This is a genomic window from Candidatus Phytoplasma phoenicium (genome assembly GCF_001189415.1).
Taxonomy (GTDB): domain Bacteria; phylum Bacillota_I; class Bacilli_A; order Acholeplasmatales; family Acholeplasmataceae; genus Phytoplasma; species Phytoplasma phoenicium.
Map to the genome: position 1 here is coordinate 1 of NZ_JPSQ01000059.1, position 12,994 is coordinate 12,994.

The window sequence follows — 12,994 nt, forward strand, 5'->3', positions numbered from 1 at the left end:
GCTTTAGCTGTCGCTATAAGTCCTGCGCTATCACCATCATAAGCAATGATAATTTGACGGCTTAAAGATTTTAATAACTTTATTTGTTGATGATTTAAATCAGTACCCATAACAGCCACTACATTTTTAAAACCAACTTGATAAAAAGATATAACATCGAAAAAACCCTCACATAAAATAATTTCTTGATGTTGTTTTATCTGCTTAGTATGTTCAAATAAACGATACAGTAAATTACCTTTTCGAAACAAAGAATTTTCTTTATTAAAAAGATATTTGTTAGAAATATTTCCTTTTTTTTCAATCAAACGGCCAGCAAAACCAACTAGTAATCCTCGTTCATTAGTTAAAGGAAATATTAAACGATGACGAAAAAAATCATAATATTTATCTGTTTCTTCTTGTTTTGCTACTACACCAGAAGCTAATAAATCTTTAGTTTGAAATCCTTTTTGCAGTAAATATTGAGTTAGAGCATTAGAATGATTATGAGCATATCCTAAACCAAATTCTTCGATTAAATAATTATTTAATTTTCTTTCTTTCAATAAATATTCTTTTGTCGGATGTATAATATGAGGAGTTTTCAATATATATTTTAAAGCTGCTTGAAAATATTTGTTTGTTTCTTGTAAAATTTGTTCAACAGGAGTTTGTTTCACAGTTTGGTGTTTTGTAGGTAAAAATAAATTGAATTGTTGAGCTAGTTCTTTCAGCGCTTGTTCTTCGGAAATATTTTTAAATTGTCGATAAAATTTCAAAGGCGGACCACCTTTGCGACAAGACATACAAAAAGCAAGATTCTTTTCAGAAGAGACAGAAAAAGATGGATTTTTTTCCTGATGAAAAGGACATAAACCCATAAAATTTTTTCCTGTTTTTTTTAGGTTAATGTTTAAACTTATAACTAATTCATAAATAGGTATTTTTTGATCAAATTGTTTAATAAAATCTTTATTATTTGTTTTCATATTTTACTTTTTAAAATATCTAAAAAAAAGTTTTTTTGTCGATATAACATTTAATATCATCAATAGCAATCCGTTTTTGTTTCAAGGTATCTCGTTCTCGAATCGTAACTGTGTCATCTTGTAAAGTTTGTTGATCAATAGTACAACAAAATGGAGTTCCTATTAAATCTTGTTTTCGGTATCTTTTTCCAATACTATGTTTTTCATCATAATCTACTTCAAAATACGAACATAAACTTTTTCTTAATAATTTTGCTTTTTGACCATGTTCTTTTTTTAAAAGAGGTAAAATAGCAATTTTATAAGGAGATAAAAAAGGATGAAGTTTTAAAAAAGTCCTTGTAGTAGAATTACTTAAGGGTTCTTCTTTTAAAGCATTAATAATAATGGCTAAAAAAAATCTTTCAACACCTAATGAAGGTTCAATAACGTAAGGCCAATATTTTTCTTTACTTAATGCATCAAAATATTGTAAATCTTGTTTTGAATGTTTTTGATGTGTTTTTAAATCAAAATCAGTGCGCGAAGCAATTCCCCATAATTCATCCCATCCCCAAGGAAAACGAAATAAAATATCAGTAGTAGCATTAGAATAATGACTTAACTCATTATTGGTATGTTCTTTAAATCGTAAATTTTCCAAAGTAAAACCTAATTGAAATAAAAAATTATAAACATAGTCTTTCCAAAACACAAACCATTCTTGATATTGTGACGGATGACAAAAAAATTCTAATTCCATCTGCTCAAATTCACAAGTGCGAAAAATAAAATTACCTGGAGTGATTTCATTACGAAATGATTTGCCAATTTGTCCAACACCAAAAGGTATTTTTTTACGTGTAGTATTTAAAATATTTTTAAAATTAATAAAAATACCTTGACAAGTTTCAGGTCGTAAATATAAAGGTTTGTTTTTATCAATAACAACACCTTGATGAGTTTTGAATAATAAATTAAACTCTTTAACAGGTGACCACTCTCGGGTTCCTAAAATTTGATGGTCAATTAAGTATTGTGTCATTTGTTGAAAAGTTAATTGATTAACATCTATTGCAGGATTATGTTCTTGAATCAACTTATCAGCACGGTAACGTTTGTTATTTGTTTTATTTTCTGCTAAAGGATCAATAAAACAATTTAAATGACCTGAAGCTTGCCAAACTTGAGAATTTAATAAAATAGAACTATCCAATAAAAGATTATATTCGTTTTCTTGAAAAAATTTTTTAATCCAAGCTTTTTTAATATTTTGTTTTAGCAAACTTCCTAAAGGTCCGTAATCGAAACTATTTGCTAAACCCCCATAAATTTCGCTATTTGGAAACACGAAACCATATTGTTTAGCAAAAGAAATGATTTCTTTTAAAGATTTGTTATTATTTTGCATATTTATTCTTTTTTTATCCAACTTACTATTATTTTGTCAATTTTTTTCATTTTAAAATAATATTTTTTCAAAATTTTTACTATTTTTTATTTTTATTACGTTTTTTTTTAACTTTAACCCATAAATTAAGATAAATATGCATATTCAAAATCTTATTAATATCTCGTCTAGCTTCAATTCCAATTCTTTTTAAATTATGACCTTTTTTTCCAATTAAAATTTGTTTATGATTATCTTTATCTACCATGATAATCACAGTAATTTCTATTATTGAAGGATAATTTTCCTTTTTTTTGATATTTTCTACTAATATTTTGCATAAATGAGGAATTTCTTTATGAATATAAAACAAAATTTTTTCACGAACTAAATCAGCAATTAAACTTTCGCGCGAAAGAGTTGTAATAGTATTTTTAGAAAAATAAGATTCTCCTTCGGGTACAAAAAAAAGAATTTGTTGTTTTAAAATATCTATATTTTTTTTTGCGAAAGAGGATACAGGCACCACAGCATCGAAAGTAAACTTTTTTAGATAACTTAAAATAATGCTATCAATAGCCATTTTACTTTTTAAAAGATCAATTTTATTTATAACCAAAATGACTTTTTTTTTATATTGTTGTAAAAAATTTAAAATTTTTTGTTCTAAAAAACTACATTTTTGTTCAACCACTAACAATACAATATCAATATTTTCAATATCTCTTAAAGTACAATAATCTATTTTTTGAAAAAAAACATTTTTTTGTAAATGAATACCAGGTGTATCTTTGAAAACTAATTGATAATCAACTGCATGACAAATACCTGTAATATAACTCCGTGTTGTTTGTTTTTTTGAACTTGTAATAGAAATTTTTTTTTGCACCAATGAATTTAATAAAGTTGACTTTCCAACATTTGTTTTGCCTATCATTGTAATAAAACCAGATTTAAAACCCACTTTTTTGGTATCCTTTCAACGAAATTGTTGAATACTTTAGATTTCACTATTTTACATTCAAATTATATTTTAATAAGATTTGTTCCTTCAATTGTAACATTCTTTGTAACTTTTCTTCAGTATTATGAGTATAACCTTTTAAATGAAAATATCCATGTAAAGCTAAAAAAGCTACTTCTCTATTAATACTATGTCCATATAAAATAGCTTGTTCATAAGCCTTTGGTAAAGCAATAAAAACATCACCCAAAGAATCATCATCTTCTATATCATTCACAAAAGTTAAAACATCTGTGGGAAAATTTTTATAACAATAATAATCATTCATTTTTTGCATTTGTTCATTAGAAATAAAAATCAAATGAAAAAGTTTAGTTTCTTGTAAAGAAGTAAAAATCGATAACAACATTTTTTTTAAATGTAAAATATTTTGTTTCGTATGATTATGTATTTTAATGATCATAATATTAAATTTTCAATAACTCTCTAATTTAAATATCGTATAATATCAAGAATAATTACAAAAAAATCTTTTACACAACGAAAATATAATGATCTTAAAAACTTTTTAACAATTAAAATATTTGTAAAAAAACAAAAAAGCACCTTTAAAAATGAAGCTGCTTATTTTTGTTATTTTTTTAAAAATTAATTTTTAGTATTTTCTATTTTTAAGAATTTTTTTGCGATTTTTTCTCTCTGTGCTTGGTTTAATATAATACTCTTTTTTACGAGCTTGTGTTAAATTACCTGATTTAGAAACATCACGTTTAAAACGTCGTAATGTTTCATCAATATTTTCTTCTTTACGAACCACAGTTTTAGGCATTTGTATCAACACTCCTTTTTTTATATTTTTTTACTAAGATATCTTGTAAACATTAATAGATAAAAAAAACAATTTTTATTATGTAAACACATTGTATCATAAAAATGAATAATTTTAAAAATAAAAAATTATTTTTTTAATACAATAAAAGAGTGAAAAAACAATAAAAAAACTAAACCAAATACAATGCAATTTAAAAAAATTTCAGATTTAGGAGTTTTATAATTACCATATTGTTCGGCAAAGGAATCTATAACATTTTTTTCAGACGTAAATATAACTATAAAAACAATTAAAATACAATTTATATATAACAACCATGTAGGTAAATTAAACATTATAAAAATCATTATCCTTCCTTAGACAAATACTTTGCCAAAAACATCATTGGCATTTTCCACAGTTACAATTTCTAATTTATCAAGAACTTCTTTAGGAATATCTTCGATATCTTTCAAATTATCTTTAGGAATAAAAATAGTATTTAAACCACTACGATTAGCCGCAATAGCTTTTTCTTTTAAACCACCAATAGCTAAAACAGAACCACGTAAAGTAATTTCACCTGTCATACCGATATCTTTACGAACCATTTTACCCTTAATAACTGAAAAAATAGAAGTAGCAATTGTAACACCAGCTGAAGGGCCATCTTTAGGTACAGCTCCTTCTAAAAAATGAATATGAAAATCATTTTTATCAAAAATATCATAATCAATTCCTAAATTATCAGCATTGGCTTTTAAAAAACTAAAAGCAGTGAAAGCACTTTCTTCTAAGATTTTACCTAAATATCCAGTTAAAACTAACTTACCGCTTCCCTTATAACAAGTTACTTCAACAGGTAAAATATCACCTCCAAAAGAAGTATAAGCAAGACCATTGACTACACCGATTTGATCTTTTTTGTTAGCTAACAAATGTTGATAAACAACTTTACCTAAAAATTGTTCTACATTGTCTTTGGTAATATGCATTGAAGATACTTTATTAATTAAAATTTCTTTAACTGCTTTACGTATTAAAGTAGCAATATATTTATTTAAATTTCTCACTCCAGCTTCTTTTGTATAAAAACGCGTAATATAAAGTAATACTTCGTCATCAATAATAAATTGTTCGTTTGTAATACCATGTTCTTTTAGTTGTTTAGGTAATAAATGTTCTTTAGCAATAATTTGTTTATCTTGTTCTGTATATGAGTTTAATTCAATAATTTCTAAACGATCTTTCAATGGTTCCGATATAGTACTTAAATCATTAGCAGTAGCAACAAACAAAACTTTTGATAAATCAAAAGGTTCAGATAAATAAAGATCAACAAAATTTTTATTTTGTTTAGGATCTAATACTTCCAGTAAAGAAGCTCCTGGATCATATTGTATATTGCTGATTAATTTGTCAATTTCATCTAATAAAAAAACAGGATTAGCAACACTCACATCTTTTAAACCATTTAAAATACGTCCTGGCATTGCTCCAACATAAGTACGTCGATGTCCTTTAATTTCACTTTCTTCTTTGAGTCCACCTAATGATTGTTTTACGAATTTACGACCTAAGGATTCTGCAATTGAAATAGCTAAAGTAGTTTTACCTACGCCTGGAGGACCAACCAAACACAAAATAGTTGGAGGATTTTGTTTTGTCATAATTTTGACAGCCGCATATTCCACAATACGTTCTTTGGCTTTAATCAAACCATAATGATTTTTTTCTAAAACCATTTGAATTTTCGATAAATCATTAATATCTTTACTGTATTTTCCCCATGGCAAAGAAATTAAAAATTCTAAATAATTACGAATCACAAAAGAATCAGCTACAGAAGAAGAAATTGTTTGATAACGTGACAATTCTTGTAAAGCTTTTTCTTTTATTGCTTTTGGTATACGTAAATCATTAATTTTATTTCTTAATTCTTCTATCTCTTCTTCTTTTTTAACTTTATCTCCTAATTCATTTTGAATTGCACGCATTTTTTCTCTTAAATAAAATTCTTTTTGATTTTCATCAATACTACGTTTAACTTCTAAATTGATTTTATCTTCAATTTCGGCAATTTTCAATATCGTTTGAATATCTTGTAAAATATAAAATAATCTCTTATTAAGGTTTGATTCTTTTAAATATTTATATTTATGTTTTTCTTCAATTCTTAAAGCAAAAATAATTAAATCAGCTGCTTTCTCAGTGGTAATGCCGTCTTTAATTTGTTCTAAAAAAAAGGTTTCAGACACTAATAAAATTTGATTAATATTACTTATTATTTTTTGAATAATTAACTTAATTAAAATTTGTTCTTCTTGCGCATCATTAGAAATAGTAGTTATTTCTTTGTATTTGACCATATATAAATCATTATTTTTAGTAATTTGTTGTGCTTTAATTCTTTTTAAAATACGAAATTCTACTTTTTGAAAATTTTTATGATTAGTAGAAACCAAAATTTTTGCTAAAACTCCGTATTTTTCTATATGAGCGATATCTGGTTCTTCTTGTAAAAAATTTTTTTGTAATAAAATAATAACATAAGAATTTTGTTTTTGTACTGAATGTGTTAAGGCATTAATAGAAAAAGTACGACCAACTTCAATAATCATATCATTAAAAGGAATAGGTGTAATATTGCCTCTAATGATTACTGCCGATAATTTTTCTGGAATAGTTTCCATTTTTGGTGTATTTTTTGTATTCATATCTTTTTCACATCCTTCATGTATTGAATTCAATTCTGATATATTTAACTTTTTATTCATAATCAATCACCCACTAACTTGTTGAAACATGGAACATCAACGAACTGGTTCTTTTTCCTTTTTTTCTAAAGCGTTTTTTAATAAAAAATCTAAAACTTTAGCATTTAATAAAGTTTGATTAATATTTTGTAAAAAATATTGATTTTTTTTTAATTTTTCTAAAACAATGTTATAATTAATACTAAATTGTTGACATTCATCATTTATTTCTTGTTCCGAAACTATGATTTTTTCTTGAACTGCGATCTCATCTAAAACTAAACTTGTATGAACATTAAATTTTGCCTGTTCATTATTTTTTTGTTTCAATTTTTCCATGTTTAAATTTAAGATTTGACAATATTTTTCTAAAGTCATGTTACGCGCTTTAAGTTCATCTTCTAATTTTTTTTGCAAAATAGTAGCTTCTTTATGAACTAAATTCAATGGAACTTTTAAAGAAGAAGTATTGTTAATCAAAAAATCTAAAATTTCTTGTATTTGTTTTTCTTTTTGTTTCTTCTGTTTTTGTTTAACTAATTCGTTAAAAATATGCTTTTTTAAATCATTAATTGTTTTAATATTAGGAAATTTCATATTGCTGACTAAATCATCTGTTAAAAATACTTGTTCTTTTATTTTAATATCTCGTAAATGAACTTCAAAAACTACTGGTTTGCCAGCCAATTCTTTTTGTGGATATGTCTGGGGAAAAACTAACGAAATATTTCTTTTTTCGTTCTTTTTCATACCAATCATACCTGTTTCAAATTCTTCTATAAATTTATTCGAACCGATTTCTAAAGAAAAATTTTGAGCTTCTCCACCTTCAAAATATTGATTTTGACATAATCCTCGAAAATCTAAAATAGCTATATCACCTAGAGATAAAATATCATCAGATAATTTCGGTTTCAAAACAGCTTTTTGCTCTAATAAGACATCAATTTGTTTTTGCACTTCTAAGTCAGTAACTATAATATTTTGAATGCTAATAGGAATGTTTTTATAAGAACATAAAACTACTTTGGGCTTTAATTCAAATTCTAAAGCAAAAGAAAAATTTTTATTTTTATTGATTTTTCCTAATTGAAAATCAATTAATTTTGGTTCACCTATCAACGATAATTCTTCCTGTTGATTCATCCAAATATAAGTTAATTTTTCCTTCAATAAATCTTCAAAAGCATCTTTATGAAGAGCTTTGGTGCCATAAAACCTTTCGAAAACATTTCGTTTAACATTACCTTTTCGAAAGCCTTTGATGGTAATTTTGTTTTTAACTTTATCAAAAGCTTTTTGAATAAAATTTTCAAATTCATCATTTTGCACTTCAAAATGATATTGAACGAAACAATCATTTATTTTTTTAATTTGCATATTAATTACCCGTTATTATTATTCAAAAAATTTATTAATTTAGGAAAATCACATAATTTTTTATTTTTATATATGTTCATTTAAATATCAAAACATTTATATTTCAATATGAACTTATTAACAAAATTAATCTAAATCATCCAAAATATTATCATTTCGAATAATCAATATATTAAAATCATGATAAAAAAACATTTATACTTTTCTTTTAAAACTATATCATAAAATCTATTAATATTCATTAAAATACTTTATTCTAGTAATTAATTTTCAATATTGGACTGAAAATAAATACAAAAAGGCCAAAACACATTAAAATTTATATAATTAAAATAACATAATAATGTGATATTTAATACGAAAATATAAAAAAGTGACAACAAAAGAAACTATAGGCAATGAAAAAAACCTTAAAACAAAATAATAACATTTCTTATTAGAAATAAAAAAAGATAATATAGAAATCTTATCAGTGGTATCAGTCAAAAAATGAAAATATAGGCCTGCCGCTAAAATATTAACGAATAAATAATGAAAAATAAATAACAATAAAATCAAGAAATAAGTTTTTATAAAAGAATAATTTTTTTTGAAAAAAAAATTGGGTAACAACCCCCAACAAATTCCATAAGTAAAATTTAAAATAAATGAAAAAGGATATGCTTTATAACGAAAAATAAAATAACCAACAGCTTCCGAAAAACTAACTCCTAGAAAAACTAAACCTTTAATGGTAGTTTTATTGGAAGTATATAAAGGTATAAATAAAAACGGTATAATACCCACAAAATCTAAAAACACAAATTTACGAATAGTAAAAGGTATAGAAAGAAAAAATTTATTAGTAGTGGCATATAAAACAATAGATAAAGAACATAAAACAGCTATAATAACAATTTGCTTCAAAAATGAATGAGGATGATGTGAGATATTTTTAATTTTTATCAATAAAAAACCTCTTTTAACAATAAAATTTTAATTTCCAATATTATTTAAATATTGTAATAATCTATATAATCGAAATTATTTATAAATAATTCAAAAATTAATTATTTTATAAAACTAATTCAAAAACATAATCACAAATTTTTACTTTATCTTTTGGTTTAATGCCTTGTTTTTTTAAAGCTGTTTCTACCCCTATTTTTTTTAAAATATAAGAAAATTTTTGAACAGATTCATAATTATTTAAATCCGTACGATGAAATAATTTTTCCACCTGAGCTCCTTTAATAACAAAATCACCATATTGATCTTTCATAATATAAAATGTATTTGATGTTTTTTTTGGTAAAGAAAAAATTTTATGTTCTAATGTATTTGGATTGAGAGTAGATGGAGTTGATTGTAAATTTTTTAAAATGTCCATCATACAATATTTTAGTGCAAATAAGTTAGTATGATTATAAACTGAAATAGGAATAATTTTTTCTGAAGTCAAATTTTTTTGAAATGTATTTAATTTAGATAAAGCACCAGGCAAATCTATTTTGTTTAATACAACGATTTGGGGTTTTTCTAAAATTTTTTCTTTATATTGTTTTAACTCATTAATTATATGACAATAATTTTCATATATATTAATATTTTCTGCACTACATACATGCACTAATAACTTACATCTTTCAATATGTTTCAAAAAAGCAATTCCCATACCGCGTCCTAAATGTGCATTTTTCACTAAACCAGGAATATCAGCAATAGTAAAACTAAAATCTTTATCTCCAACAACCCCTAAAATAGGATTTAAAGTAGTAAAAGAATAATTTCCTACTTTTGATTTAGCATTAGAAAGCGCTGAAATTAAAGAAGATTTCCCAACATTAGGGCATCCTACTAAACCAATGTCTGCTAACATTTTTAATTCTACTCTAACAGTTAAACTATCTCCTAAATCGCCTTTTTCTGCAAATGAAGGGACTTTATTTTTGAAATTAGCCAAAGTATAATTACCACGTCCTCCTTTGCCACCTTTAGCAATCATTAATGTTTCTTGATGTTTTAAAATTTCACCAATTAATTGATTAGTTTCGTGATTATAAATAGTAGTACCTAAAGGAACTTTTATAAATAAATCATCTGCTTTAGCTCCGTTTTTATTTTTATTTTTGCCATTAGATCCAGAAAGAGCAACTATTTTTTGTTGATAACGAAATTTTAATAAAGTATTTAACCCTGTGTCTCCTATAAAAAAAACTGAACCACCATTTCCACCGTTACCTCCAGCAGGGCCACCATAAGGCACATATTTTTCTCTGCGAAAAGCAACTATCCCATTTCCGCCTTTACCTGCTTTTACAAAATTAATTGTTTCATCTATAAAATTCATTAATTTTTAATACTTCCCTGTTCAAATATCTTTTTTACTTTATTTGGGATTCTGATAAATAAACAGACACTATCTTTTTCTTTTTATTTTTGTTTTCATATTTCACAATACCATTGACCAAAGAAAATAAAGTATAATCTCTACCAAGTCCTACATTATTTCCTGGAAAAATTTGAGTACCTCTTTGACGATAAATAATAGAGCCAGCATTAGCATATTGTCCATCAGATAATTTTAAACCTAATCTTTTTGAATGCGAATCACGCCCATTACGTGTAGATCCTACACCTTTTTTTGTAGCAAATAACTGAATATTTAACTTTAACATAAAAACAAACTCCTTTTTTATCATTCCTTAGTTTATTACTTGAACATAACGAGGATAACTTTGACTTAAATCATTTAAGGTATATTCTAAATTTTTTAATAATTTATCTAATAATTTATCAAAAACTAAAACTTTACCAAAAAAAAAACCTTCTTTTAATTCATAAGTTATTTTTGAATGTAAACCGCAAATTTTAATGGCATTTAAAGTCATAATTGTAGCTGTTGAAACAGAAGAACAAACAATATCGTCTTTGTGTTGCGCATATAAAGAATGTCCTGCAATTTTCATTTGCATAATAAATGTATCTTTTTTAATAAACCAATACTTAATCATTATCGAAAAAATTAAGAAATAATCTTCGTGATTAAAACTTTAGTATAAAGCTGACGATGACCACGTTTTAAACGATATTTTTTTCTTTTTTTATATTTTGCTACTAAAATTTTTTTCGCTTTTCCTTGTTTAACTACTTGAGCTTCTATTTTTGCACCTTGTACAAAAGGATTTCCTAAAATAGTTCTTTGGTCTTGTTCATTTTCAATAACTAAAACTTGATCAAAAACATAATATTCATTTTCTTTAACTAAAATTTTTTCTATAAAAACTTCTTGTCCTGGAGAAACTTTTAGTTGCTTACCACCAGTTTTAATAATAGCAAACATAATAAAACCTCTTTTTTTCTATATTATAATTAAGTTATTTTATAAAATAAAAAATCATAACTTATATATTATTGATTACTTTATAAAACAAAAAACAAATAAGACAAAATATTATCATATAAAACAATTAAATTTTTAAAGTTAAGTTCTCTAATGATCAAAAACAATTTATTTTCCTATACATCATCTAGTTCAATTATTTGATATTTCACAAATAATCTAATAAAAGAAATAATTACAATTATATTTTAACTGTTTTTTTATTCTATAAACAAATTTTAAAAAATATATATTCTTTTTTTAAGAACTTATTCGTTATTTGTCTATTTGTTCTTTGTTATTCAAAACTTTTAAATTATGTTTCATAACATAACTATTTTGCGGAGCCTCTCTACAGGATTGACAACAACTACTTAAATATTTATGTTCATTGTATTCACTACATAAAATTTGTTTATTACATTGAGGATTTGCACAATTAATATATCTTTCGCAAGGTTTTTTATCAAAAAAATCTTTGCCTACAATTGTATGTTTTTTCTTATTCACCAAAATGCTTTTTCTTTGATCAAAAACATACATTTGACCTTTGAATAATTCACCCTGTACCTCCTCATCTTGACTATATTTAAGAATGCCACCTTTTAATTGATAAACATTTTTGCAACCTTTTTCTTTTAAAAATAAAGTTACTTTTTCACAACGAACACCACCTGTACAATAAGTCAAAACTATTTTGTTTTTTAATAAAAGAAATTTTTGTTCTAACCATTGAGGCAAATCACGAAAATTATTAATATTAGGATTGATAGCGTTTTGAAAATGTCCCAATTTATATTCATAATTATTACGCACATCTAAAAGAAAAATATCTTTATTTTTTAACCATTGATAAAATTTTTTAGGTTCTAAATAAGAATTTTGCCTATGATATGGTTTAAGATCTTTTAATAATTTAGAAGCAACAATTTCATCACGAACTTTTATAGAAAGTTTTGGAAATACATGTCCATCAACCTCATCTATTTTAAAATCCACTTGATTGAAACGAGGATCTTTTTTCATTTGCGTTATATAGATATCGATATGTAAACGTAAACCTGATATAGTTCCATTAAGACCTTCTTTGGCAACAATGATACGTCCTAAAAGTTCTAGTTTTTGACAATAACGCAAATGTTCTTCACGAAATTTTTCTGGATTATCAATATTAGTATAAACATAGTATAAGATAACTGAATAATCTTTTTTTGATAACATTGACATTATTCATCCTTTGCTATTAAAAATTTAACATTTAGATTTTTTGATTATTTTTTTAATTATCGATAATTTATTTTTAATTTAAAGTAAAATATTAATATAAAATATTAATTAAAAAATTAAAAATGTCAAGTCCAAAATTTTAAATCAAATGAGAT

13 protein-coding genes are annotated in these 12,994 nt (G+C 24.5%); all 13 read right to left on the reverse strand.

Features of this window, described 5'->3' with window-relative positions:
- On the reverse strand, positions 1-971 hold a 971-nt coding region (dnaG, locus tag AlmWB_RS01390), incomplete at its 3' end, for a DNA primase (RefSeq protein WP_083993356.1).
- 19 nt (positions 972-990) lie between these two features.
- The gene (locus AlmWB_RS01395; RefSeq protein WP_050337347.1) at positions 991-2,361 is read right to left on the reverse strand and encodes a glycine--tRNA ligase; all 1,371 of its coding nucleotides are present in this window, start codon (positions 2,359-2,361) and stop codon (positions 991-993) included.
- Between the two features lie 79 nt (positions 2,362-2,440).
- Positions 2,441-3,304 carry a GTPase Era gene (era, locus tag AlmWB_RS01400; RefSeq protein ID WP_338140207.1) on the reverse strand — a complete coding sequence of 288 codons (864 nt, stop codon included), beginning with the start codon at positions 3,302-3,304 and terminating at the stop codon, positions 2,441-2,443.
- Between the two features lie 46 nt (positions 3,305-3,350).
- Positions 3,351-3,767: an rRNA maturation RNase YbeY gene (ybeY, locus tag AlmWB_RS01405; RefSeq protein ID WP_083993357.1), complete on the reverse strand. Its 417-nt coding sequence runs from the start codon at positions 3,765-3,767 to the stop codon at positions 3,351-3,353.
- A gap of 192 nt (positions 3,768-3,959) precedes the next feature.
- Entirely contained in the window at positions 3,960-4,133 is a 174-nt protein-coding gene (rpsU, locus tag AlmWB_RS01410) for a 30S ribosomal protein S21 (RefSeq protein ID WP_050337348.1), read from the reverse strand.
- Between the two features lie 359 nt (positions 4,134-4,492).
- Complete coding sequence (gene lon, locus AlmWB_RS01420; protein ID WP_157022403.1) at positions 4,493-6,832, reverse strand: endopeptidase La; 2,340 nt, start codon at positions 6,830-6,832, stop codon at positions 4,493-4,495.
- 96 nt (positions 6,833-6,928) lie between these two features.
- Complete coding sequence (gene tig / locus AlmWB_RS01425; protein ID WP_050337354.1) at positions 6,929-8,251, reverse strand: trigger factor; 1,323 nt, start codon at positions 8,249-8,251, stop codon at positions 6,929-6,931.
- 327 nt (positions 8,252-8,578) lie between these two features.
- Positions 8,579-9,199, reverse strand: coding sequence for a hypothetical protein (locus AlmWB_RS01430; RefSeq protein ID WP_050337356.1), 621 nt, complete (start codon positions 9,197-9,199; stop codon positions 8,579-8,581).
- Positions 9,200-9,305: 106 nt separating this feature from the next.
- Positions 9,306-10,580: a GTPase ObgE gene (gene obgE / locus AlmWB_RS01435; RefSeq protein ID WP_050337358.1), complete on the reverse strand. Its 1,275-nt coding sequence runs from the start codon at positions 10,578-10,580 to the stop codon at positions 9,306-9,308.
- Positions 10,581-10,614: 34 nt separating this feature from the next.
- Positions 10,615-10,908, reverse strand: coding sequence for a 50S ribosomal protein L27 (gene rpmA, locus AlmWB_RS01440; protein ID WP_050337360.1), 294 nt, complete (start codon positions 10,906-10,908; stop codon positions 10,615-10,617).
- A 27-nt stretch (positions 10,909-10,935) separates the two neighbouring features.
- A complete protein-coding gene (locus AlmWB_RS01445) occupies positions 10,936-11,244 on the reverse strand; it encodes a ribosomal-processing cysteine protease Prp (protein WP_083993358.1) in 309 nt (102 codons plus the stop codon).
- A gap of 11 nt (positions 11,245-11,255) precedes the next feature.
- Positions 11,256-11,573 (reverse strand): 50S ribosomal protein L21, encoded by a 318-nt coding sequence (gene rplU / locus AlmWB_RS01450; protein WP_050337364.1) that lies wholly within the window; start codon positions 11,571-11,573, stop codon positions 11,256-11,258.
- Between the two features lie 315 nt (positions 11,574-11,888).
- Complete coding sequence (trhO, locus tag AlmWB_RS01455; RefSeq protein WP_050337366.1) at positions 11,889-12,833, reverse strand: oxygen-dependent tRNA uridine(34) hydroxylase TrhO; 945 nt, start codon at positions 12,831-12,833, stop codon at positions 11,889-11,891.
- Between the last annotated feature and the right edge of the window lie 161 nt (positions 12,834-12,994).